Source organism: Clostridium sp. AF20-7 (genome assembly GCF_003479275.1).
GTDB classification, from domain to species: domain Bacteria; phylum Bacillota; class Clostridia; order Lachnospirales; family Lachnospiraceae; genus Otoolea; species Otoolea fessa.
Map to the genome: position 1 here is coordinate 1 of NZ_QUGF01000011.1, position 23,697 is coordinate 23,697.

At 47.5% G+C, this 23,697-nt stretch carries 22 protein-coding genes; 7 read left to right on the top strand and 15 right to left on the bottom strand.

The genetic code is table 11. The features are described 5' to 3' along the window. Positions 1–415 precede the first annotated feature (415 nt). The 8 genes from DWX68_RS12090 to DWX68_RS12125 all read right to left on the bottom strand — a co-directional run bounded on the left by DWX68_RS12090 (position 416) and on the right by DWX68_RS12125 (position 7,828). Positions 416–1,129, bottom strand: a complete 714-nt coding sequence (locus DWX68_RS12090; protein ID WP_118629645.1) for a hypothetical protein — start codon at positions 1,127–1,129, stop codon at positions 416–418. A 21-nt stretch (positions 1,130–1,150) separates the two neighbouring features. After that, the gene (locus DWX68_RS12095; RefSeq protein ID WP_107001159.1) at positions 1,151–1,846 is read right to left on the bottom strand and encodes a hypothetical protein; all 696 of its coding nucleotides are present in this window, start codon (positions 1,844–1,846) and stop codon (positions 1,151–1,153) included. Between the two features lie 150 nt (positions 1,847–1,996). Further along, on the bottom strand, positions 1,997–3,673 hold the full coding sequence (locus DWX68_RS12100) for a recombinase family protein (protein WP_279220433.1): 1,677 nt from the start codon (positions 3,671–3,673) through the stop codon (positions 1,997–1,999). After that, a complete protein-coding gene (locus DWX68_RS12105; protein ID WP_015540908.1) occupies positions 3,654–3,884 on the bottom strand; it encodes a helix-turn-helix transcriptional regulator in 231 nt (76 codons plus the stop codon). Before DWX68_RS12105 ends, DWX68_RS12100 begins: the two co-directional genes overlap by 20 nt. Before the next feature lie 89 nt (positions 3,885–3,973). Beyond that, entirely contained in the window at positions 3,974–4,159 is a 186-nt protein-coding gene (locus DWX68_RS12110) for a hypothetical protein (RefSeq protein WP_117526568.1), read from the bottom strand. A 15-nt stretch (positions 4,160–4,174) separates the two neighbouring features. Further along, positions 4,175–5,464, bottom strand: coding sequence for a plasmid recombination protein (locus DWX68_RS12115; RefSeq protein ID WP_118629649.1), 1,290 nt, complete (start codon positions 5,462–5,464; stop codon positions 4,175–4,177). A gap of 377 nt (positions 5,465–5,841) precedes the next feature. Further along, on the bottom strand, positions 5,842–7,233 hold the full coding sequence (locus tag DWX68_RS12120) for a phage/plasmid primase, P4 family (protein ID WP_118629651.1): 1,392 nt from the start codon (positions 7,231–7,233) through the stop codon (positions 5,842–5,844). After that, complete coding sequence (locus DWX68_RS12125; protein ID WP_118629653.1) at positions 7,208–7,828, bottom strand: CHC2 zinc finger domain-containing protein; 621 nt, start codon at positions 7,826–7,828, stop codon at positions 7,208–7,210. The genes DWX68_RS12120 and DWX68_RS12125 overlap by 26 nt, the downstream gene beginning before the upstream one ends. A gap of 222 nt (positions 7,829–8,050) precedes the next feature. Between DWX68_RS12125 and DWX68_RS12130 the strand changes: the two genes are divergently transcribed. The 7 genes from DWX68_RS12130 (at position 8,051) to DWX68_RS12160 (ending at position 15,939) form a co-directional block, all read left to right on the top strand. Beyond that, complete coding sequence (locus tag DWX68_RS12130; protein WP_118629655.1) at positions 8,051–9,154, top strand: DUF6076 domain-containing protein; 1,104 nt, start codon at positions 8,051–8,053, stop codon at positions 9,152–9,154. Between the two features lie 20 nt (positions 9,155–9,174). Further along, a complete protein-coding gene (locus DWX68_RS12135; protein ID WP_118629657.1) occupies positions 9,175–9,651 on the top strand; it encodes an NUDIX domain-containing protein in 477 nt (158 codons plus the stop codon). Between the two features lie 61 nt (positions 9,652–9,712). After that, positions 9,713–10,885, top strand: coding sequence for a hypothetical protein (locus tag DWX68_RS12140; RefSeq protein WP_118629659.1), 1,173 nt, complete (start codon positions 9,713–9,715; stop codon positions 10,883–10,885). A gap of 16 nt (positions 10,886–10,901) precedes the next feature. Further along, on the top strand, positions 10,902–11,579 hold the full coding sequence (locus DWX68_RS12145) for a response regulator transcription factor (RefSeq protein WP_118629661.1): 678 nt from the start codon (positions 10,902–10,904) through the stop codon (positions 11,577–11,579). After that, entirely contained in the window at positions 11,572–12,471 is a 900-nt protein-coding gene (locus DWX68_RS12150; RefSeq protein WP_118629663.1) for a HAMP domain-containing sensor histidine kinase, read from the top strand. Before DWX68_RS12145 ends, DWX68_RS12150 begins: the two co-directional genes overlap by 8 nt. 135 nt (positions 12,472–12,606) lie before the next feature. Continuing rightward, positions 12,607–13,278 (top strand): ABC transporter ATP-binding protein, encoded by a 672-nt coding sequence (locus DWX68_RS12155; RefSeq protein WP_118629665.1) that lies wholly within the window; start codon positions 12,607–12,609, stop codon positions 13,276–13,278. 15 nt (positions 13,279–13,293) lie between these two features. Then, a complete protein-coding gene (locus DWX68_RS12160) occupies positions 13,294–15,939 on the top strand; it encodes an ABC transporter permease (protein ID WP_118629667.1) in 2,646 nt (881 codons plus the stop codon). 89 nt (positions 15,940–16,028) lie between these two features. On the opposite strand, the gene rlmD is transcribed toward DWX68_RS12160, so the two are convergent. The 7 genes from rlmD to DWX68_RS12195 form a co-directional block, all read right to left on the bottom strand. Continuing rightward, entirely contained in the window at positions 16,029–17,708 is a 1,680-nt protein-coding gene (gene rlmD / locus DWX68_RS12165) for a 23S rRNA (uracil(1939)-C(5))-methyltransferase RlmD (RefSeq protein WP_118629669.1), read from the bottom strand. Between the two features lie 38 nt (positions 17,709–17,746). Beyond that, complete coding sequence (locus DWX68_RS12170) at positions 17,747–19,123, bottom strand: MATE family efflux transporter (RefSeq protein ID WP_118629671.1); 1,377 nt, start codon at positions 19,121–19,123, stop codon at positions 17,747–17,749. Between the two features lie 131 nt (positions 19,124–19,254). After that, positions 19,255–19,887: a cytidylate kinase-like family protein gene (locus DWX68_RS12175; protein ID WP_022358543.1), complete on the bottom strand. Its 633-nt coding sequence runs from the start codon at positions 19,885–19,887 to the stop codon at positions 19,255–19,257. Positions 19,888–20,057: 170 nt separating this feature from the next. Next, positions 20,058–20,858, bottom strand: a complete 801-nt coding sequence (locus tag DWX68_RS12180) for an N-acetylmuramoyl-L-alanine amidase (RefSeq protein WP_118629673.1) — start codon at positions 20,856–20,858, stop codon at positions 20,058–20,060. A 72-nt stretch (positions 20,859–20,930) separates the two neighbouring features. Then, the gene (dapF, locus tag DWX68_RS12185; RefSeq protein ID WP_107001241.1) at positions 20,931–21,731 is read right to left on the bottom strand and encodes a diaminopimelate epimerase; all 801 of its coding nucleotides are present in this window, start codon (positions 21,729–21,731) and stop codon (positions 20,931–20,933) included. A gap of 46 nt (positions 21,732–21,777) precedes the next feature. Further along, positions 21,778–22,332 (bottom strand): ANTAR domain-containing protein, encoded by a 555-nt coding sequence (locus DWX68_RS12190; protein WP_118471876.1) that lies wholly within the window; start codon positions 22,330–22,332, stop codon positions 21,778–21,780. A gap of 31 nt (positions 22,333–22,363) precedes the next feature. Beyond that, positions 22,364–23,683 carry a glutamine synthetase family protein gene (locus DWX68_RS12195; RefSeq protein ID WP_118629675.1) on the bottom strand — a complete coding sequence of 440 codons (1,320 nt, stop codon included), beginning with the start codon at positions 23,681–23,683 and terminating at the stop codon, positions 22,364–22,366. Positions 23,684–23,697 lie beyond the last annotated feature (14 nt).

Consider the following 23,697-nt stretch of genomic DNA (forward strand, 5'->3'; position numbering starts at 1 on the left):
ATTCAAGGGCTGAAGGCGGTTTCTATCAACACATTTTGTCCTATAGGTCTAAATATTACATCAGTAAGATTTATAAGTCAAGTTATCTTTATACAAAAAGGCTCCTGCCAGGAGGTATCATACATTTTCGCAAAAATGATACCTTTTAGCAAAAGCCTATTATTCAGCAGAGTCTCAAAACACCCCTCTGCTACGATATTCAAATGATTCATTCATAAGGCTACAAAACACACATCCATTTTTGCTCCTTAATATCCCACAAACCGCAGAAAATCAAGGTTTCCTTGAAAGCAGACAGACGGTTTCAATATTCCCCTGAACTTTGATTTTATACTGCATAGCGAAAGTATGCAATGTATATTCAGGATTGGGGTAGTGTTTTACTTTTTTGATATTTCTTCACATATTTTTTAACTCAAAAATATACTTGTTCTGCCGGGTATTCTGTTCCCATAATATTTCGTAACGTATCGAAATTAGTATTTCTTAAACGCCTTCCAGTTACATTTGTTTGCAAATAAAGTATATAGTCCTGCAAGTTTTGAAAATTTTCATTTTGAACATTAATATCTTTCCGTAAAAAACTTCCTATCGCAGTATTTACAGCTTTGACCTCATAATTTCTCACATTCCAATATGGATGTAATTCTAATTTTTCATATATTTCTTTTAGCATTCCATTCATTGGTTGCGGATCATTAATATGTAAAATCATTAATGAACGTGCAAACAAAATCAAACTTCTTAATTTAGAATTTTCTACATTGTTTTTATTCCCATTTCCAGTTCCACCATTACCTCTTCCTACACCATTGTTATCTTCTATGAAGATACTTCGCTTCTTTGGTACTGGTTTATTCCAACTCTTAAGCATTTTCCTTCCAATTGTCTCTGAAAAAACCGGGAAATATTGGATATCCTTGATTACGTCACAAACTCTAAACATTATGAAAGAATTTTCAATATCACGATTACCCGTTGCATAACTGCTGACAATTTTCCCAGGCAATAATTCTTCAAAAGACTCTACATCAACTTCAAAATCTTTTCCTATACTGATTCTATCCTCTCCATTTTTACAATATTCTTTCTTAAAAATTGCAATCTCATATTCATTCGCTGTTCTCAATCTTTACCCTCCAATCTTATACTATTTTTGAAATAATTTCTTTAAATCTATCCCGATCCCATTAAAATTAGGCTCTAATAATATTGATTCTTTCAAATTTTTCCAAAATGACTTCTTTATACCATCATCAAAAAAGAATTCTCGAATATCCTCATCTAAGTATATGTTTTGCTCTTTACAGTCTATAAATTTGTTCTTACCATCATCAATACATGCTTCTCCTGTAAGAATAAAAGAAAAATTACCTCTTGCCGAACGTAACTGCATTTGTACAACTTGAATATGGCTTTCGCAATCATAAAAAACATCATATTTAAAGTGCTTTTTCTTTTTTAAATTTTTATTATTATCAAAAGGATCTACAATATGTAATTCTGTCAATCTATAGTCTACAGGTAAAATAAAATTATAAATACCACAGCTTCCATATCTAGAACTCTCAACAGGTATAAACATATGCTCAAAACAGAAAAAAATCTTACCATAACTGTCTGTAAAATCTTTAATTTTACAAGTAGTAGAAAGCAACTGACATTTGTCAGAATTATATACTCTTAGCAATCCCACATCCTTATCTGTATTTTCCTTTACATCTGTACAAATATCAGATAATCTATCAACCACTATTCTATTATATTGATTAATGGGTATAAACCTATATGTTTTAAGCATTCCTTTCGTATCAATAAAGTCAGTTAATAAAATACTTAAATTCATATGTATCCTCCCTACACTTTGCCTTTTGCCAAAATGTATATCAACAATTCCGAAAATCTTACCCCTGGGGTAAATCAGTTTCCGCATGTGTCTTCTGCGGAAACTGAAACACACAACCATTTTTGCCACAAATCGGCGCAACCCTTTGATTTACCGGGCTTTTCTCGTCAGAAGAGTGACTGTCTCAACAGTTGTTTCAGTTTCCAAGGGAAGTTCTTTCACTTCCTCACCATCAACAGGCACAGGAAAATTGAATACGATCTTCTTTATCCAACTACCGTCTTTTCTCTTTTCCGGGAACATCTCAATTCGCTCAATAAAGGCTTTCATAAACTCTTTCTGCTCCGCTTCTGTTGCGGAATGGTAGACTTCATCAAATGCCAGTAAGAGCCGATAAATGTTATCGCCAGAGATTTTCTCCTGCTGGATGCTGCGTATCTGTCCTTGCAGTTCGGCAATCTGAACTTCAATTTCCTCTATGATATCATACTGCTCATCATAGCGGCGCTGCAAGTCCAAAATCTTTCTGTCATAGTGGGCATCATTGAGGTCCAAGGTATCCATCTGACGCTCCAAGCGGCTTTTCGTTCCAAAGGCTTGCTTTAGCCGCCCTTGTAGGACAGCAATCTGCTTTTCCATATCTTCTGTATCAACTGCTGTTCCGATTTTCGCCTGAATCGCTTCTACAAACCGTGGATTATTGACCATAGCGGAGATAACCTTCGCCACAAATTTGTTGATTTCCGTCTGCTCAATATTCAGACGGAAGCTGCACTCATGCCCGGTAGGTGTAACCGTATTTTTGCAGTAGTAATAATACCGGGTTTTCTTATCCTTACTGTGCGCCTTGGCGATATTGCCGTACATACTCTTGCCGCAGCATGGGCATTTCAAGATACCGGACAGGATGTGGGCGTGGTCTGGATTATTGACCTTTTCCCGCTTAAAGGAATTGACCTTGCGCTTTTCCTGTGCCAGATACCAATCTTCTTCGGAAATGATAGCTTCGTGCTGTCCTTCATAAACCGGGAACTCCGACTGCTCAACCACGTGCATCTCGTTTCTTGTACCCTGTTTCTTTTCTGTTCTTCGTCTGCCGTAAGCAATCTTTCCCATATAAACAGGATTGTACAATACATTTTTCACAAAATCTCTTGAAAATCCCGGAATGGTATTATTCTGTCTTAGTTTCTTAGTATAACCATTGCGGTTCAGATATTTTGCAACTCCTGCAACACCCTCGTTTGTATGAATATAACGATCATAGATTACTCGGATAACTTCTGCTTCATCTTCGGCAATAACAAGTTCACCATTATCCAGTTTATATCCATAAGGTGCAAATCCGCCGTTCCATTTGCCCTCACGAGCCTTTTGTTCCCGTCCTGCCATTGTTTGTGTGCGGATATTCTCTCGCTCGATTTCTGCCACCGCAGACAGCACAGAGATCATCAGCTTTCCTGCATCCTTGGAGCTGTCAATGCCATCCTCCACGCAGATCAGATTGACACCGAAATCCTGCATGAGTTGCAAAGAGTTCAGAACGTCCGCTGCATTTCTGCCAAATCGGGACAGCTTAAAGACCAACACATAAGAAACATCATCTTTGCCGTCCTGGATGTCATTCAGCATCCGTTGAAACTCCTGCCGCCCTTGAATGTTCTTTCCAGAAAAGCCCTCGTCAGAATACTCCCCGGCAACGATCATATCCTCGTATGCCGCATACTTCCGCAGCTTGTCACGCTGGGCATCCAAGCTGTATCCGTCAACCTGCATCGAGGTGGACACTCTTGTATAAAGATAGCATTTAAGTTGTTTCTTTTTCAGAATCTCCACCTCCCTCATTCCTTCCTTTTACCATAAGTCCCTCGTTGCGGATATAATACTCCAAAAGCCACAGCACATAATCCGGTGCATGGCGGTTGTCCAATTCCCATTCAGTCATAGTCCGGTAAGGAATATGGACGAGCTTGCAAAAATCTTTCCGATTCAGTCCTGTGCTTTCCCGCAACTTTATAATTCTGTTTTTACAATCCATCCGTCTTTTCTCCACAAAAGCAAAAAATACACATTGCGTAATCATTATAGCATAGCCATAGTGAATACGCAACGTGTAAATTGCAAATTTTACGCAGCCTTATCCGTCAGAAGCTGCGCTTGATTACTTTCCTCGGAATACTCCACTTCCTGCGGAGCGTCCTGTTCCAATTTATCCAAAACCTGATGTCCATATTTCTGGAGCATCTGGCTCATAACATCCACACAGCGGTCAAATGCCGCATTATATTTCGCTTCTTCATAATATTTCTTCAATAGGCGATTCCTCCATCAAAGTTCCATATCCTGTCCACGCTTCCGGGCAGGGTGTTCGTGTTCCTGTGTTTCCTTTCCTCTGATGAGGATAGAATTGATAAAAGCCCGAACCTTTTCGGATGCGATTTCCAGTGCATCCAGAAAGGGTTGGGCTTTCTGTTTGAGTTCCATATATTTTTCGCTTACCGCTTCATACCGCTGCTTCCAGATGGAAACCGTCTTTTCTGCGGAAGCCAGTTTCTCCTTCAAGCGCTTGTTGTCAGCATTGGCGATAATGCCGTTGACCGCATAGCGTTTGAGCGTGTCGCATTCATCCGGTGTCAGCGTGATATTATTTCCGAATGTGGCTTTCTTTCCCATCGTTTCAATCTCCTGCACCGTCAGAGCAACGGTCTTTGCTGTTTTGGTTTCCTTTTGCAGAGCTTCCAGTTTCTTTTTCTGTTTCTCCGTGGCAGCTTTGGCATTCTCCAACCCCCGCTCCGCCTGTGCCACCTGTCCGGCCACAGTTTCCAGCCGCTGCTGTTCTGCCTGCACCTTGAACTGGGTCACAGTCAGATGTTCCTCGGTACTGCCACGCTCTCCACGCTCCACATCGGTATATCCGGCATTTCGCATGAAATGAAAAAAGTCATCCTGCAACACACTGTAGGACGACTTCAAAATCTTTTTTCCTTTTGCGTTCAACATTGGATTACCATCCTTGTCAAGCACCGGCTTGGACTCCCATTTTTTACTGCGGCTGACCTGCGTGATCGTTTCCTTTACCGTTCCCCGGAGGGATTCATCCTTACATCGCTTCGACCAAAGGATCTGCTTTTCCACCACCGGGATATAAACCACATGAAGGTGGTAGTGGTACACATCTTCGCCCAGAGCTTCGGACATTGCCCGGTTGCGCTCGTCGGCGTGCATCACAGCGGATAGGATATACTGCTCACCGCCTACGATCTCCACGGCGGCTTTATAGGCATCGGCATAAAACTGTTTTGCAAATTCATAGCCGCCGTGATTGTAGAAGTAAGCAGAGTTCACATCAAAGATCAACTCACCGTATTTGACGGCATCCGGTTTCAGACCTCTGGTGGAGATCACGCCATCCTGTTCCATCTGCTCGAACATTTTTACATAATCGTCAGTGGGAGACTTGAAGTGAACATTCAGCGCAGTACGTTCCGGCACGATGTCCTGATTGCTGTAGCTGTCCTTTTCACGCTCATTGTGTTCCTGTACCTTCGCCACATCAGCCGGTGTTTCCAAGTCCTGATTTCTGGCTACGGTACGGTCTATTCCATCATTTCTTGCCATTGGATTTTTCCTTTCTTTGAGATTTGCAGACAGCGGAAGGCTGGAGAACGGCACTTTTTCAAAGTGTAATAACCCACTATGACACTTTCATCCATACTGGCTGCAAAGTGCCGTGGGCTCTCCGAGGGCTCTCCCGAGGGGGAATGCGGTCACTGCGGTGACCTCTGCTGACCAAGGCGAAAATGTCTGCACCTTTTCCCATGGTCAGCCCGTCTGCATGAAGCTGTTCTGTGTCAACTTCCTCTTGCAGCCGGTGTCCACAGACACTTTTTCAAAAGCCTGTGGACATGAAACAGCCCAAATAAAGGAAATGAGCTGTTTCTATCACAAGCGTTTCACGCTCTTTTGCTGCGTACATACGTACCAGCCAATGGGATTTACTCGACCTGCCGCCATTCCTCCGGAATGTCCTCCGGTACGTACGTACACGGCGAATCTCCGTAAAACCCATTTATATGAGGTCGTGCAATGGCTTCCACTCCCATGAATCCCCAAACCCGCCGTCCGGCAGAGTTGGTGATATTGTTGCAATGTTCCAGATTAAATTTCTTGGCATTGGCAATCATGGCGTCGCTGAAGCTGCGGGCTTTCAGCGGTGCAAGGGAATTTTCTTCGCACCACATCCGGTAGATTTCATAGAAATCCTTGGAACTGATGGACGCATCCGCTTTACGCTGGATGTATCCCTCGGAATCCATGAAATCAAAGATATTGTTGTTGTCACGCTTGACCGCTTCCCGGTTTTCCCGGATACGCTCACTCTCCGTAAACTTAAAGTTGTTGGCAACAAGCCGCTGTAAGCCTTCAAATGCCCACAGGAAGATACCCTCGGCTTCAGCTTTCATCTTCTCCGCAAGGTCGGGATCGTCAGCTCTGTCCACTGGCTTTTCCTTGGTGGTCAGCACAAGCTGTCTGCGATAAAATCCGTCACTGCGGTCATACAAGGCTTGCAGATCACCGTTGCTGAATGCCAGCAATCGGGCGAACATCCAACCCTGATAACTCTGCTTGCCTTTGCGTTCCAAATCCATCTTGCCCTGTGCGGTGACAATGGATTTTACATAGTTGGTCTGGCGCAGAGCTTCCATCCGCATATCATCATCCACGCACAGGAGAATGTGTTCCAAATCGGCACGGGCGAAGCGGTTTTCAGAAATCTTGCCGATGCTGCCGTCTTTCATATTCGTGCCAAAGATGGTAGACAGTACCGCACCGATTTGAGATTTACCCTCGCCGCCGTTGCCTTTAATCACCATCATGCGCTGCCCCTTGTTGGAGGGAATCAGGCAATAGCCGATAAACTCCTGCAAAGTTGGAATGTCCTCGGCGTAAAGCAACCCATCCAGAAAGTTCAGCCAGATCACCGGCGCAGTAGCATCGGGATTGTAAGCAACCGGCAAACGGCTCCGCACGATAGCCGGTCTGCCCTCGGTAAATGTGCCGTTCAATAGCAGCGTACCGTTGAACACATGGATGCGATCCTGCTCCGGTGGGAAGTCAGGCACTTGCGCTTCCAGTTTCAGCACTTCCAGAATGTTGGTGATCTTCCGGGGGATGTTGTTCACGGCACAGAATTTCAGCTTGTCGTAAATCTCCCCACGCAGAGGAAGATCGTCCGTCACTCGACCATCGGGTGTGAAAAAAGCTCCGTTTGCGAAGATGATCCTGCGCTCTTGCAGAAATTCTTCACAAAACAGAGCTTCGTTGATGTTCTGCCCGTCAAACCAGACAGGCAAATTCATATCAGGCGTTTTCCGGTTCTTCGCCATGGTGCGCCACCTCCTTTTTCTTTCGTGTGATGTACTCTTGCAGAAAAGCAATTTTGCCGTCCTGCATCAGCTTGTCCACCAATGCCACCCGTTCTTCCAGATCACCCACCGTCAGCACATCTGCCATATATTCGATATGGCAGTGCATCTGGCAGGCTTCCACAAAACGGTCATCCAGAGCATCTTCCGGTGTCTTGGGAGCATAGCGCACTTTCCAATCTTCCAACAGATGCAAATAATCCGTCAGCACCCGGAAGCACAGCATTTCATCCTCCCGGAACTGACGGATATAGGGACGCTTCGGCTTGACCATAGCTGCGGCAGTGGGCGGTTTTGGGTCAAGTCCAAAGTCCGCAGCCAGCTTTTGCGCTGCTTCATAACTGCTCAGATTGAACAGCCTTGCCACAAGGTCGATCACATCCCCTTTGGCTCCGCAGCCGAAGCAGAAAAAATAGTCCTCATTCAGCTTCAAGCTCGGATGCCTGTCGTTGTGGAACGGGCAGCAAGCCATGCCATTGTGGCTCACTTTCAGCCCGTAGTGTTCGGCGGCTTGCTTGACGCTGATTGCCGCCTTGATGGTTTCATAGATTGTCATAGAAAACCCTCCGTTCATAATATTCTGGAAAGCACGAAGCACCCGCCGTGATTGGCAGGTGCTTCGCTCCTTCTATTATGGTTATGACGGATTTTTCAAAAAACAGGCTAATGACAGGACAATCCTGTTTCAAAAAACAGGACAACTTATCTGAGGACGTAGATTTCTTCACATTTACATGATATAATTAGAAAAATGAAAAAACAGGACAGGAGGGCAAGCATGAATCAAGAATTGATGACATTGGATTTCTGGCAGGATACGGTCATATATGAGAGCAAAACATTTCCTGTCGGTACGCTTGCCTGTGATGCACTGAATGTTCCTGTGAATACCATTGCAAAAATAAACGAGCAATGCGAGAAAATCAATCTGCTGCTTGGAATATTAAACGCCGGACAGGATGCTTCTGCACTCTGTCCTATTGCAAAGGAAGCTGCTCTGACGATGCTTGATATTCTCAGTCAAACACCGCCGTTCTCCTATATGAATATCTCAAAGCACAGAGAACTGATTGAAAAAGTCTTTACTGTGGACAATGCGCTGAAATATGTGGAGTTTGCCATAAAAGCCGCAACCAATTCTTTGCAATTTGAAGAAATCCAGAACTTTACCGATGCGATGATGCTCCAACGCTATACCGCAGTTTTCGGGCATCTGGCATACTCCCTTGGGGAATACCAAACGGCCATGCTTGATTTTGCAGAAAAAACAGACGGCAACGAAGCAGACCGCACCGCAGAGGGTTTTGCAAAAATGTTCGGCAGCTATTTCCCGCCGGAGTTTTCCATCACGGAAGGCAATGCCTGGATGTCTACCCTGAACAATTCCGTTCAGTATGTATCCGTCATCCGTCCCGGCGAAAAAGTTGCGAAGCTGGTCAAGCGGATGCACTATGTATCCTTTGTAGGGATGTTCCGGTCTGATCTTTTTGAGGGCTTATGTGTTGGTCATGCCCCGAAAAAATGCAAAATCTGCGGCAAGTGGTTCCTCACCACCAACGCAAGGCACACCAAATACTGCGGCGGCTATGCACCGGGGGACAAGCTGCACCGCACCTGCCGGCAGATCGGTAACCTGAAAGGCAGAGAACAGCGGGAGCTTGCGGACGATCATCCGCTGAAACAGATTTATGAAAAGCGACTGAACACCATAAACCGCTACGTGAAGCGTGGCACTCTGGACGCTGATCTTGCAGAGATTATGAAAAAATTGGCAAAAGATAAGATGCTCCGGGCACTCAGCAATGTTGTCTATGCCAAGGGTGATTATGAAAGAGAAATGGGACAGGCTGCTTTGAAGAAAGAAGCTGTGAGTAAACTTTGAATTTGACGGAGGAAAGATGGATGGACATTACTTATGTTTCTAACCGGAAAAAGTTTAATTATAGGGTTTGTGCTATCATTATTTCTAACAACAAAATCCTGGCAATGCACGATGAACGTTCCCCATACTTTTATTTGCCTGGTGGCAGAGTTCAGATGGGAGAAACTGCCGAACACGCAGTTGTTAGAGAAGTAGAGGAAGAACTGAATATCACACCTAAAATTATTCGTCCTTTATGGCTGAACCAAAGTTTTTTCACTGAAGATGTTGATAAGCTGAATTACCATGAAATCTGTATCTATTATCTGATGGACATTTCCGAAACAGGATTATTGGAAAAAGGAGAACGGTTTACACTCCATGAAGGTCACCATATACATGACTTTGAATGGCTTGCATTTGAACGGTTACAGGATGAATATTTCTATCCTATATTTCTGAAAACAAACATTTACAATCTTCCCAAACAATTCACTATCAGGACAGAATATGAATAATCATGCAACTTCCAGTTTTCTGAACACTTACAAAAATCACTAAGGCGAAGGGAGGTGCGCTATGCTGGATGATTTTTTATGGAATATGACCGGATACATACCGAAACACCAAGTCAATCCGCACGGTGATGGTATCATTCCCTATGTGGCAGAGCGCATCTTCCAACTGGAACCTGAGCCGCCAAAGGTGGGCAGTCTGAACGAATATATTCTGTCTGCATTGCAGGAAAAGAATTTGATATATTTCTCATTCTTCCTACACCACTACGAACCGCAGCTCAACAAGCGCATCAAAGACTTTCTCGGTGTGGATGGCGGCGATCTGTACGACACAGACCGATTTATAGATATAAAGCTCTCCTGCCGGGAGCAAATGCTCCAAAAGCTGATGGACTATACTCCTGCCAAGGGTGCGGAGTATGCTACATACATCTATCCGTTCATCTGGGATTCTATGCTCCGTTTCCGCATGGGCGAAGAAAAATGGTCGGTATCCTCTCTGACCAATTACAAAATGGTGCGATCAATGGCGTGGCTGTACCATAACACCAAAGATGCGGTCAACCAGTTTTCCAAGAAGTATAACTGCGACCTTGCTCTTGCGGAAGAATATCTGAAAGTTGTCCGTGGAATCCGCAACCAGCAGCCGTTCTATATAACGGACGAGAATGGCGAGGAAACAGGCGAGGATGTAGCCCTTGACGATAGCTGGAACTATACCGATATCCTCTGGAACGGCATACAGGCAGAAAAGGTGCAGCGGGCATTTGAGAAACTGAATTACCGGGAACAGACCTTGCTCGAAAAACGGTTAGCAATTTGCATGACCTGTGGGCGTGTCAGCTCATGGAAAGACCGCCCCACCTTTGAAGAACTGGCGGTTATGTTTGAGGGCAGTACAGCCAGCGGTGCAGAACGAGCCTACCGAAAAGCAGTGGACAAGTTGACGGAATTGTTGGTTGCCGAGGGCGCAATCCATGCAGTCCGGCTAAAACAGAAATCCAAGATCAAGCGAAAAAAGAAAATCGCCGCCGCAATCTACAAATATCAGGCAGACTGCGACGGCGAATGGGGCGAAATATCATTAGATTTTGAGGACGGCAAGGCAGAGGTCATTTTGCTTGCCGATTGGGATACAGTGAAAACAAACAAATTTGCAAGCAGAGCAATCGCCTATCTTCTGAACTGTGAGAACGAAAAATTGCCCAAGGAAATAATGGTGGCATTTGAATAACGAGGGAGTGAGATACATGGAACAATTATTGATTATTGAAGATGATATCGGGTTGAATCAAGGCTTATGCAAAGCGCTGAAAGCAGATGACCGCCAGATTATATCCTGCCATGATCTAAAAGCGGCAAGAGAGCAATTGCTTTGCGGCAGTGTATCCCTGATCCTGTTGGATATCAATCTGCCGGATGGCAGCGGGCTTGAGCTGCTCCGGGAGGTCAAGGAAAACATGCCCGGAGTTCCTGTTATTTTGCTGACTGCCAATGACACCGATCTGGACATCGTAGACGGACTGGAGCGGGGCGCTGATGATTACATTACCAAACCCTTTTCTCTTTCGGTTTTGCGGGCAAGGGTGAATACCCAACTGCGAAAGCAAGCGTCAAACCATAAAAATGCGCCGTTCCATATGGATCTATTCCACTTTGACTTTGAGGCTATGACCTTTTATGTGGGAGATTCAAAAGTGGAATTGAGCAAAACAGAACAAAAATTACTGCGTCTGCTTGTTGAAAATCGTGGTCGAACCATGACCCGTGGAGACCTTGTCGACCGGATCTGGACAGATGGCGCAGAATATGTGGATGAAAATGCTTTGTCTGTTACGATCAAGCGTCTGAGGGATAAGCTTGGTGCACAGAAATACATTAAAACCGTCTATGGAATCGGTTATAGCTGGGTGACAAAAGATGAATAAAACCGGTATTGTGATCATACTGCTGTGTTTTCTGGCGGCGGCAGCTGTTGTGTTATGGGAGCGGAGAAAGACCAGAAAAACGATGGAAGAAATCGAAAGGATGCTGGACGCTGCCATGACCGGCTCCTTTTCTGAAACCAATTTTGATGAAAGCCGGCTGTCTGCTTTGGAAACAAAGTTTGCACACTATCTTTCCGCAGCAGAAGCATCTTCTCGAAATGTAGCGCAGGAAAAAGACAAAATCAAAACCTTGATTGCGGACATCTCGCACCAGACAAAAACGCCGATTGCAAACCTGCTGTTATACAGCGAGCTTCTGAAGGAGGAAACTCTGCCTGCATCGGCGAAGGCAAATGTGGAGGCGCTGTACAAACAATCGGAAAAGCTGCGATTTTTGATCGATTCTCTCGTAAAGCTTTCCAGACTGGAAAACGGGATCATTTCACTCTCCCCCCAGCCGGCAGCGCTGCAGCCGCTGCTTGAAAGTGTGGTAGAACAATATACTGCCAAGGCTTCTGAAAAAGGATTGTCTTTGCAAATGCAGGATACAGATGCTTTTGCTGTATTCGACTTCAAATGGACAGCGGAAGCGCTGGCTAATATCGTAGACAACGCCATCAAATATACAGAGCATGGCACCATTACTATTTCTGCCGTAAGCTATGAAATGTTTGCAAGGATCGATATATCGGATACCGGTTCAGGCATACCGGAAACTGAGCAAGCGAAGATATTTGCTCGCTTTTACCGCTCAAATAGTGTGCAGAAACAAGAAGGGGTCGGCATCGGCTTATACCTTGCTCGACAGATCATATCCGGCGAGGGCGGTTATATCAAGGTTGCTTCCGTTCCGGGAAAAGGAAGTACGTTTTCCATATTTCTGCCGAAATAACAACAATTCTATCAAAACTGTTAGATTTCATTTTCCGCCGGAAAGAATGTGGAAAGATTCCTATGCGATAATCTGTATGTATCAAAGGATGATTTCTTTGCATACATACAGATTTTTTCATGGAGGTACTCATTTATGGATGTTTTACAGGCAAAAGACCTGAAAAAGATTTATGGCTCCGGCAATAACGCAGTTCATGCGTTGGATGGAGTTGATTTAAGTGTAAAGAAGGGCGAATTTGTTGCAATCGTCGGCACATCTGGCTCTGGCAAGTCTACCCTGCTGCACATGCTGGGTGGGCTGGATCGCCCTACAAGCGGCACAGTCATGGTGGACGGACAGGATATTTTCTCCTTGAAGGATGAAGCCCTGACCATCTTCCGCCGCAGGAAAATCGGCTTTGTGTTCCAAGCATATAATCTTGTTCCGGTGCTGAATGTGTATGAAAATATCGTTCTACCCATTGAGCTGGACGGTAGCAAGGTCAACAAAGATTTCGTACAGCAGATTGTACAGACCCTTGGGCTGGATGAGCGTCTGGATGCCCTGCCCAATCAGCTCTCCGGCGGTCAGCAGCAGCGTGTGGCAATCGCCCGTGCGCTGGCGGCAGCACCCGCTATCATTCTGGCAGATGAACCGACAGGTAATCTGGATTCCAAAACCAGTCAGGATGTATTGAGCCTTTTGAAAGTCACCAGTCAAAAGTTCGCCCAGACAATCGTAATGATCACTCACAACGAAGAAATTGCGCAGATGGCAGACCGCATTATCCGTATCGAAGATGGTCGGATCGTCTCCCAGAACTAACGGGAGGTGGCTACGATGAATGTCAAAAACAGAAAATGTATTCGAAAGCTCAGCTTAAAATCTCTTTATGCGAACCGTCGCCGCAATCTGATCGCTATTTTTGCCATTGCGCTGACAACGCTGCTATTTACTTCCATGTTCACCATTGTCTTGTCACTGAACGCCAGCTATGAAACCTACCAGTTTCGACAGGTAGGCGGCTATGCACATGGCACCTTTAAGGATGTTTCCCCCGAGCAGGCGGAACGTATCGCAGCCCACCCAAAGGTGAAGGCTACGGGGGCACGGAAGGTAATCGGTATCACTGCGGAGGGGGTCTTTGCCAAAATACCGGCAGAGATCAGCTACATGGATGCCAACTGCACCAAATGGAGCTATGCAACCCCTACTACCGGACGGATGCCCGAAAGCGGCAAAGAGGTAGCCATGGATACGGCAGCGTTGCAGCTGCTTGGCGTAACGCCGGAACTGGGCGCCGAGGTCACGGTTTCCTATTCCATTACGGACAAGGATCAAACCGCCTTTACTGTAACAGATACCTTTACGCTGGTGGGCTATTGGGACTATGATGAACTAATGCCTGTTCATTACATCAACATCAGCCGTGATTACGCAGATGACATCGAAGCGCAGGCAGTGAAAACAGGGCTACAGCCCTTCCGCACTGACCTGAATGTCATGATGGCTTCCAGTACAAACATTCAAGGGCAGATGGAGCAGGTGGATAGCGATCTCGGCTACACATGGGACAGCTATACCGATCCCAACAGCGTTCGAATCGGCGTCAACTGGGGATATACCTCATCCCAGCTGGAGTCGCAGCTCGATCCGGAACTTGTGATCGCCATAGCAGCTTTTTTGCTGCTGGTGATTTTCACCGGGTATCTTATCATCTATAACATTTTCCAGATCTCTGTTGCGGGGGATATCCGGTTTTACGGGCTTCTGAAAACCATTGGCACAACGCCCCGGCAGCTCAAACGCATCATTCGCCAGCAGGCACTTCTGCTTTGTCTGATCGGCATTCCGGCGGGGCTGCTGTTGGGCTATGGCATTGGCGCTGTTCTGGTGCCTGTTGTCTTGCGCTCCACCCAGTTGGATGCAGGCATCACCACCATCAGCACTTCGCCTGTGATCTTTGTTGGCTCCGTGCTGTTTGCCCTGCTGACGGTGCTTTTGTCCTGCTCCAAGCCCGGGAAAATGGCAGCCAGGGTTTCTCCGGTGGAGGCTACCAAATATACAGATGCGATGCAGACCAAGAAAAAACAGCGCAGCACCCGGGGAGCGAAGCTCCATCAGATGGCCTTTGCCAATCTGGGACGAAACAAAAAAAAGACGGTGCTGGTGGTGGTGTCTCTGGCACTGTCGGTGACGCTGTTCAATGCACTGTGTGCCTTTGTGGGCGGCTTCAGCATGGAGAAGTATGTATCCTTCATGACCTGCGCCGATTTTATCGTCAGCACGCCCGACTATTTCCGTTACAACCCGGCAGATGAATTCATCACGCCGGAACAGATCGAAGAGATCGCAGCAAACACAAAGTCCAGTCTTTCCGGCACGGGATATGCTGTGCGAAAACCCGTATATCTTTGGATGACGGAGGATGCTCTGCGGCAGGACTATGCAAGGTACGAAAGTGCTGAGCAGTTGGACAGCCATATGAGCCGCATGGAGCACCGGGGCGATATGGTGATGGGAGATACCAGAATCGAGGCTCTGGATAACAGCCTGTTTGACAAGCTGCAAGTGTTCGACGGAGATATTTCTCCTATGCTGGAGCCAAACAATAACGCTATTGCCATTGCGGTTTCCTTAGATGACTACGGTAATCTGCCCAATCCTGAATACTACCCCAAGGTGGGAGACACGATCACCGCCACCTATGCGGACGATGTGAAATATATCGACAGCCGCACCGGGGAACTCTGCACCGAAGATACACCGGAGGAGTACCTTCAGGAAAAACTGTATGGAGCCAGAGATGTAGCGTACACGGTCTGCGCCTTGGTAGAGCTTCCGTATTCCATGAGTTATCGTTATGGTGGTATTGGATATGAGACAGTTTTGTCTGTGGATACCGCACAGAGGGACAGCGGTGGTGCGGCCATTCCGATGCTCTACCTGTTCGACACAGCAGACGAAGCTGACGAGACCGAAGCAGAGCAATATCTATCGAAGCTCACTGCCGGTGAGTTTTCGCCCTTGATGTATGAAAGCAAGGCCACGGTTCGCTCTGAGTTTGCTCAGTTCCGGCAGATGTTCCTTCTGATAGGTGGTATCCTCTGTGCTATCATCGGACTGGTGGGACTCTTAAATTTCTTCAACGCCATGATGACCGGTATTCTTTCCCGCCGCCGTGAATTTGCTGTGCTTCAGGCTGTAGGAATGACGAACCGGCAGCTCAAAACCATGCTGATCTATGAGGGATTGTTTTACGCAATGTCCTCCGTAGCGGTGGCTTTTATTCTGTCGCTGGCGGTGGGACCTCTTGCAGGAAAAATGCTGGGCAGTATGTTCTGGTTCTTTGAGTATCGATTCACCATTCTGCCTGTCCTGCTGACAATTCCGGTATTTCTTCTGCTGGGGTGGCTGATTCCTTGCATGATGTATGACAACGCAGCGAAATGCAGTGTTGTAGAGCAATTAAGGGATGCTCAATAACTGTTAAGCAAAAAACGGCCCTCTGCCAATGAAAAGGCAGAGGGCTGAAATTTAATCTAAGGGTTTATATTCCTCCATTCTGCGGGATGTTAGATCATCCCAAAATATTTGAATGCTTCTCGGATTGCTTTCTCTTTTTCCAGTGGGCACTGTGGCTGTCTGGAATCCTCGGACTTCGGCAAATTATAGTTCTTACCAACCCCAATCCCACATTTTCGCTTAATTTGTGAGATATACAGGTTGGATACCTTTAACCCGCTATGCTCCAGCACATAGTCCTTAATCTGGGTGTAGGTTGCCCCATCTTGAAATTCGGACATATCCATATCTTCCAAAGAGAACTCAACCCGAATCTTTTTCGAGTCGACCTCACCCTTGGAAAGCAAGACTACCGTCTCCACATGCTCCGTCCACCCAAACAAATCCACCGGCCATGCTTCTTTCGCCCGATAACCGTGCTTTGCGAATACTTTCAAATCGCGTGCCAATGTATCCGGACCGCAGGAGATGTATACCACCCGTTTCGGCTGCATAAGTGCTACCGAATCGATAAATTCCTCGGTACTTCCGCTTCTCGGCGGATCCATGAAAACGACATCGGCGCTCTCGCTGCGGGCTGCCATATGGGTCATGAACCGGCCTGCATCATTGCAGAAGAACTGTGCATTGGTGATGCCGTTCTTCTTCGCATTCTGCACTGCATCCCGCACTGCATCCTGATTTAACTCTACGCCGATAACTTTGCCCGCGTGTTTGCTGGCAATGAGACCGATCGTACCAATACCGCAATAAGCATCCAGTACCGTCTCCTTGCCTGTAAGTCCTGCCAGTTCCATCGCTTTTCCGTACAGCTTCTCAGTCTGAACTGAGTTAATCTGATAGAAGGAACGGGACGAAATACGGAACCGGAGTCCGCAGAGTTCATCTTCGATATATCCTTTTCCATACAGTACATGTTCTTTGTCCCCCAGTACCATACTGGTGCTTCTGCCGTTGATATTCTGGACAATCGTAGTAATTTCCGGGTGCTTTTCACGAAGCGCCTTGACGAAATTGTTCTTCGACGGGAATACCGGGGATGCTGTCACCAAAACGACCAGAATCTCGCCGGTTGTGAAGCCGCGGCGAATCAATACATGACGCAGCAGACCGTATCCGGTGTCCTCATCAAAAACACGAATCTTGAACGAACGAAGCATACTCCGGATCGTCACGATGATCTCGTCTGCTTTCTGATCCTCAATCAGACAGGAATCCACCGGAAGAATCCGATGTGTCCCCTCTTTGTAAATGCCAGAAATTGGATTATTTTTCCGATCCAATCCAAATACCGCATGAACTTTATTGCGGTAATGATACGGCTCTTCCATTCCAATGATCGGACGAACCGGACAGACACCGCCCAGCAGTTCTTCCATGCGCTTCTGTTTTTCTTTTAACTGCTGATCATAGGTTAAATGGAGATACTGACAGCCACCGCACTCACGGTAAATCGGACATTTTGTTTTTCCACGCTGTCCACCACGAACCGTTTTCTGACCGTCTTTTTCCCCTACATTTCGTTTCCTGTCCCCATGTGTGCCCCATTTATCCTCAACTCCAGACACTTTACGAGCAGATTTTCCCTGTTTTTCCCCATTGACTCCCACTTTTGCACTATTCTTGGAAAATCCAGTTGTTTTCTCCCCCCGGCCAAACGATTTCTTTCCTTCCGTTCTTTTTCCATCAGAACCATTCCCTGCTGTCTTTTTCCATCCTGTTTCTTTCATTTTTTCTCACACTTTCTTTCTTCGCTTATCTTCTACGCCTATTCCAACTCCGCTTCTGTCTTCACGCCCTTAAAATTCTTCTTCCAACGTTCTTTCTTAAAATGCACCGCGTAAATGAGTCCGCGCACGCATTCATCGGCTGCCATTGCGATCCAGACGCCTTCCAGCCCCCAGCCGAGCTTGCTGCCGAGCAACCAGGAACCGGCGGCAGCTACGACCCACTGGAAGGTGATTCCGACCGTGGTCGGGGTCAGGACATCGCCAACCGCAATCAGGCATTTGGTCATAACAATGTTGACTGCGCGCCCGATCTCCAGCACAATCTCAATCACCAGAATCCGCCGTCCAAGCGCAATGATCTCCGGGTTGTCTGTGAAAATCAGGAAAATGTATTTACCTCCCAGGCACATCAGCACCGCCATCCCGACACACGCCGCAATCGCAACCTTCAATGTCGCATTCACTCGTTTCTGTATATCATTCAGACGGCGCGCTCCGATCAGGTAGCCCAGCACAATCTGGGTTGCCGTCGCGATCGCCATCGCATAAACATAATCAATATTGGCAAAAATCGTACAATATCCCTTGGTTACAGTAACCAGCGTGCCAAAGGAATTAACAATTCCCAGAATCATCATCTGGGAGAGATTGTACGAAAAACTTTCGACCCCCGTCGGAATTGCCAACAGGCAGAGATTTTTTAAAATCTGCACCGGAAATGGACGCAGATAACTCATTCCCATTTTGACGCGGTGGCTCTTGAAAAACATTCCGATCATCAATGCCAGACCAACTAACTTACTGATATCCGTCGAGATCGCCGCCCCGACCGCCCCAAGCTGCGGCATTCCGAACCAGCCGTTGATTAAAATCGCATTTCCCACAATATTCATGGCATTCATGATAACTGATATAATCATGACTTCCTTTACCATGGCAAATGCGCGGATCATCGCTGAGAAGGTCAGATAAAGTCCCTGCACCAGAATAAATGCGCCGACAATCAGCAGATACAGCGACGCCTCATCAAAAACCTCCTCCGGCACATGGATCGCCCGGTAAAGCGGCGTGTGCCCGGCAAAAACCAGAATCGTTGCCGCAAGACTGACGCCGCCGATCAGCACGATCGAGACCATGCAGGTCCGGGATGCATTTTTTTCATCCTGCGCGCCCAGATACTGGGACAAAATCACAGTAACCGCCGTCGATGCCATGCTCAGCACGATAATCACCAGGTTCATGATCTGGTTCGCATTGACAATCGCTGCCACCGAGGGCTGCGATACCCGGCTTACCATCATCTGATCAACGTTTCCGACCAAAAGCTGCAATAACAGCTCCACGAAGATCGGCAGCGACATCAGAAATAAATTCCGGTTCGTATTCATTTTGTCAATATCATTTTGATATTTCATATTTTCCCCTTACTTGTAATAATAGCAAAACAGCACATACAGCCGTCCAAACACTCTCGTATTCGCCCGGCTGTATGTGCCATTTTACACGATACTATATTGAATTGCAAGTGGAAGTCATTCTTTTTCCCTTACAAAAGCCCCCTCATTTTTAAATAATCCTTAATCAACTGAACCGCCCCGTCCACACCAATCTGCGTCGTATTAATCAAAAGGTCGTAATTCTCCGGCTTCTCCCAGTCGCGCCCTGCATAATAACGATTATAATCGCGGCGTTCCCGGTCGATCCGGTGGATATTTTTGAGGACATCTTTGTCCGCGTAGAGATTCCGCTCACGCACGCGCTCCTCACGCACTTTAATATCCGCGTAGAGGAACACGCGGATCAGTCCCTCGGTGCCATCCAGCACGTAATCCGCGCAGCGACCGATGATGACGCAGGATTCCTCCGCCGCCAGCTTCCGGATCACTTCCGACTGGAAGCGGAACAGATTGTCAGCTGAAATGAGATCGGAACCGAACGACGGTGCGCCCTTTTCCGGCGTCAATGTATTGATAATCTTGTATAAAAGCCGGTTGCCCGCCTTCTCGTCTGCCAGATGGAAATAGCTCTCTTTGATACCGCTCTCATCTGAGTTCATACGGAGAATGTTCTTATCATAAAAACTGATCCCCAGATCTTCCGCCAACTTTTTGCCCGTATCCGCACCGCCGCTTCCATACTGCCTCGCAATCGTGATGATAATTTTTTTCTTCTCTGACATACCAAACCCCTCCCTTTATCTACAAGAAAATGCATGTTGCTTTCTATCTTCAGCATACCATAATGAGGGGATTTTTTCCATTCATTTTTACAAAAAACACAGCAAAAATCAATCAAATAAGTCATTCTATTCTTATTTTCAGATAGTGCCTGTTTTTCAGCTTTTCTCCCCTACTTCACCTCCCTCTCATACAAAAGCACCGTCGGAAATCCCGCCTTCCGCAGTTCCCGTTCCATCCGCACGGCGTTGTCGAGATTTTTAAACGCACCGACCCGAAGCTTGAAATACGTCCCATCGTACACCAGAAATGCAGGGAATCCCATACGGCGCAGTTCTTCTAACTGCTGCTCTGCCAGCGATCGGATGCGGTACGCCCCCGTCTGGATCTGGTAATAATAGTCGCTCTCTTCCACCGGACGGCGATCCATGTCGTCATCGATTACATTTAGAATCCCAGATGCAACCGCCGCCGCAATTTCGTCAAACTGCGCGTCAAACCGCTTGTTATCCTCCGGATTGTCGATAAATCCGGCTTCAACCAGAACCGCCGGCATCTGCGTTTTCCGCAGCACAATCAAATCCGGGCGCTCGATCACGCCGAGATCCACATATCCGGTGCGCGCCAGCTCTCTCTGTATTGAATCCGCCAGCTGTTCTGATTCCCTGCCTGTCTTGTACACCAGCGTCATGACGCCCGAACCTTTTCCCGGCTCACTCGCCGCATTGCGGTGCAGGGAAACAAAATAATCCGCGCCCGCCTCATTTCCCATCTCTGCTTTCTGGTAGGGCGTGTCATAGACGTCCGTTGACCGCGTGTAGACGGCATTCACCCCATTTTCCTCGAGAATCCTCCCTACTGCCAGCGCCAGACGCAGGGTATCGTCCTTTTCCATCCGATCCTCAAATACTGCTCCCGGATCTTTCGTTCCGCCGTGCCCGGCATCTATCATCACTTTCTTTTTTTCTTCCAAAAGAAAAGACTCCTCTCACATATCGTTGTACTACTACCATATGTGAAAGAAGTCCCAAAGTTTCCTGTTTAATTATTCCTCATACTCCCCGCTAAACACTTCCACCGCCGGTCCAGTCATGAACACGCGGTTTTTCTCGCGATCCCAGCGGATCTGCAGGCAGCCGCCCAGCAGCTCGACCTCAACCTCATCCTCCGTATGTCCTGCCAGAATGGATGCAACGGCAACCGCGCAGGCACCCGTTCCACATGCCATCGTTTCGCCGGATCCGCGCTCCCAGACACGCATTTTTACATGTGTGCGGTCAATGACCTTGACAAACTCGGTGTTGGTACGATCCGGGAAACGCTTATGGAACTCGAATTTCGGTCCGATCGTCTCCAGATCCAGGGAATCAATCTCATCCATAAACAGAACGGCGTGAGGATTTCCCATGGAAATTCCGGTAAATTCGTATTCCGTTCCATCTACCTCGATCTTCTCCGGAAGCTCGGAAGTCTGCTCCGGCTCGCCCATATCGACGGTGACCGCCGTTACTTTGCCATTTTCGACCTTCATATCCAGATATTTAATCCCGGACAATGTCTCAACAGAAATCTGCGGCTTGTCTACGATATGGTGGTCATACGCATATTTTCCCACACAGCGGATGCCGTTGCCGCACATCGCGCCGCGGGAACCGTCCAGATTGTACATATCCATGCGGCAGTCTGCCACCTCGGATGGAGTAATCAGAATCAATCCGTCGGAACCAATTCCAAAATGGCGGTCACTGACGGCAATCGCCAACTTCTCCGGATCGTTTACCGTTTCTTCAAAACAGTTGACATAGACATAATCATTGCCAAGTCCTTGCATTTTTGTAAATTTCATCGTTTTTACTGCTCCTTCTGCCTTTTTGATCCTATTTTAAAGGATCTTACGCCATTTTGTAAAGACTGATTACCATTTGTGCCGCCTCAATAAGGCTGACCTGGCTGTCCATGCTGCATTTCTGCAGATATTTGTGCGCCTCTGGCTCCGTCATCCGGTTCCTCTCCATCAAAATCGCCTTTGCGGTGTCGATCGCTTTCTGATCCTCTTCCCTGCGCTTCTGCGGCGGCTGGCGACGCATCCGCCGTCTTTTTTCCGCCTGCGTCTGCTCAATCATGCGGACCGTTGAAACTAAATCTCCCATTTTAAACGGCGCCGGCAGGCAGACAATCTTTCCCATCGCTTCGCCGCTCCACCGGCTTGGGGAAGCAATGAGAAGCAAATCAAATCCCGGCGGCAGCTGGTCGGCAAGCTGCCGGCAGGTCATATCACCAAACCGGTAGCCGCTCACCACAATCCCGCTTCGCAAATCATCAGTTAACGCTAAAACCTGCGCGCCCGATGTGCAGGAGGCTGTGACCTGTATTCCATGTTTTACGAGTATATTTCTAATATTTCGTCCGTCCTGCGGCTTCGAAAATGCTACTATGATGTTTCCCACGTGGTCTCACCTCACTGCGATTTCGTACCCCCTAACAACGATACAGATATTCCGCTGTTTCCCAATCCGTCACATAGGCACAGAAGCGTTCCCACTCCTCTTTCTTGCCCTCGCCGTACATCCGGCAGAACTTTTCCCCAAATACACGGTGTGCAAATTCATTCTGATCCAGCTTCTGGAGCAATATCCCCAATGTCTCCGTGAACCGCGGCGCATCCTCATCGCCCGCTTCTTCATCCAGCACCAGCGCCTTCTCGATTCCTTCCAGTCCTGCTGCCAGAATCGCCGTCAGCGCCAGATACGGATTCGCAGACGGATCCGGGAACTGCACTTCCACGGAAATACGTCCGTTCCGGTCTTCCTTCACATGAACTGCCTTTTCACTTCCTTTTTCCCACACAGCCGCCGGGAACTCCGGCTGGAACACCGTGCTCCGCTCCGCCGCCAGACGTTTGTATGAATTGACGGTCGGATTCGTGAAAATCATCATATCGCTCAGATTTTTAAGCACGCCTGCCGCAAACTGCTTCGCCTGCGCCATCGCCTCGGCGCCCCGTCTGGAAGAGATCGACACGCCCACATGAAGCCCCGAGCCGTCGCCGCTCATGTTTGGCTTCGGCATAAAAGTCGCATGCAGACCGTGGCGTTTCGCAATCCGTTTGACCGCCGCCTTGAACGTCTGTAAATAATCTGCTGCCTCAATGCCCCGGCGCGCCGGAAGGACGAAGCTGTGCTGTCCGGCAGTCAGACCATGATGCGTGCTCTCGACCGCAAATCCTGCTTCCTCCAGGCTCAGAACCATGTCCCGGCGGACGCCCTCTGCCAGATCGATCGGCCCCGCGTCATAATACCCGGCAACCTCATGCGTCACCGTCGTCGGTCTCCCATCATCATCCGTGTGAAACAGATAAAACTCACACTGGAAATCAAAATCAAAGTCCAGTCCCATCTTCTCGGCGCGTTTTACCGCTTCCTGTAAAATATGACGCGAATCCGTCCAGGACGGCGTCCCATCCGCATTGCAGACCTGGCAGATCACGCGCGCTACATTTTCCTGCCCGGAATCCCACGGAAGAACCTGATACGTTGATGCATCCGGCTTCAAGTACAATTCCACACTCTCGCTCTGGTCCGTCAGATACTCCGGCGCCGCCGCGCCCTCGATCCCAGCTTTCTGTAAGCCGCCGAGCGCAAACCGGTTGATTGCATACCCCTCTTTCATCGCTTTTTCCGCCTGCCTCCGCGTCATCTGGACCATTTTGCACTGTCCAAAAATATCGGTAAACTGCAGCTTTACCAAATCAACATCTTCATCAAAAAAAGGTTCGGATCGGTTCGTATTCTCTCCCATCGCCATTTCCTCCT

Excerpts from the sequence above, each read along its gene's own strand:
- DWX68_RS12095 (WP_107001159.1), bottom strand. The coding sequence starts at position 1,846 with ATGAATTTAAGTATTTTATTAACTGACTTTATTGATACGAAAGGAATG.
- DWX68_RS12105 (WP_015540908.1), bottom strand. The coding sequence starts at position 3,884 with ATGGATTGTAAAAACAGAATTATAAAGTTGCGGGAAAGCACAGGACTG.
- DWX68_RS12115 (WP_118629649.1), bottom strand. The coding sequence starts at position 5,464 with ATGGCAAGAAATGATGGAATAGACCGTACCGTAGCCAGAAATCAGGAC.
- DWX68_RS12120 (WP_118629651.1), bottom strand. The coding sequence starts at position 7,233 with ATGGCGAAGAACCGGAAAACGCCTGATATGAATTTGCCTGTCTGGTTT.
- DWX68_RS12125 (WP_118629653.1), bottom strand. The coding sequence starts at position 7,828 with ATGACAATCTATGAAACCATCAAGGCGGCAATCAGCGTCAAGCAAGCC.
- DWX68_RS12130 (WP_118629655.1), top strand. The coding sequence starts at position 8,051 with ATGAATCAAGAATTGATGACATTGGATTTCTGGCAGGATACGGTCATA.
- DWX68_RS12135 (WP_118629657.1), top strand. The coding sequence starts at position 9,175 with ATGGACATTACTTATGTTTCTAACCGGAAAAAGTTTAATTATAGGGTT.
- DWX68_RS12140 (WP_118629659.1), top strand. The coding sequence starts at position 9,713 with ATGCTGGATGATTTTTTATGGAATATGACCGGATACATACCGAAACAC.
- DWX68_RS12145 (WP_118629661.1), top strand. The coding sequence starts at position 10,902 with ATGGAACAATTATTGATTATTGAAGATGATATCGGGTTGAATCAAGGC.
- DWX68_RS12150 (WP_118629663.1), top strand. The coding sequence starts at position 11,572 with ATGAATAAAACCGGTATTGTGATCATACTGCTGTGTTTTCTGGCGGCG.
- DWX68_RS12155 (WP_118629665.1), top strand. The coding sequence starts at position 12,607 with ATGGATGTTTTACAGGCAAAAGACCTGAAAAAGATTTATGGCTCCGGC.
- DWX68_RS12160 (WP_118629667.1), top strand. The coding sequence starts at position 13,294 with ATGAATGTCAAAAACAGAAAATGTATTCGAAAGCTCAGCTTAAAATCT.
- rlmD (WP_118629669.1), bottom strand. The coding sequence starts at position 17,708 with ATGAAAGAAACAGGATGGAAAAAGACAGCAGGGAATGGTTCTGATGGA.
- DWX68_RS12170 (WP_118629671.1), bottom strand. The coding sequence starts at position 19,123 with ATGAAATATCAAAATGATATTGACAAAATGAATACGAACCGGAATTTA.
- DWX68_RS12175 (WP_022358543.1), bottom strand. The coding sequence starts at position 19,887 with ATGTCAGAGAAGAAAAAAATTATCATCACGATTGCGAGGCAGTATGGA.
- dapF (WP_107001241.1), bottom strand. The coding sequence starts at position 21,731 with ATGAAATTTACAAAAATGCAAGGACTTGGCAATGATTATGTCTATGTC.
- DWX68_RS12195 (WP_118629675.1), bottom strand. The coding sequence starts at position 23,683 with ATGGGAGAGAATACGAACCGATCCGAACCTTTTTTTGATGAAGATGTT.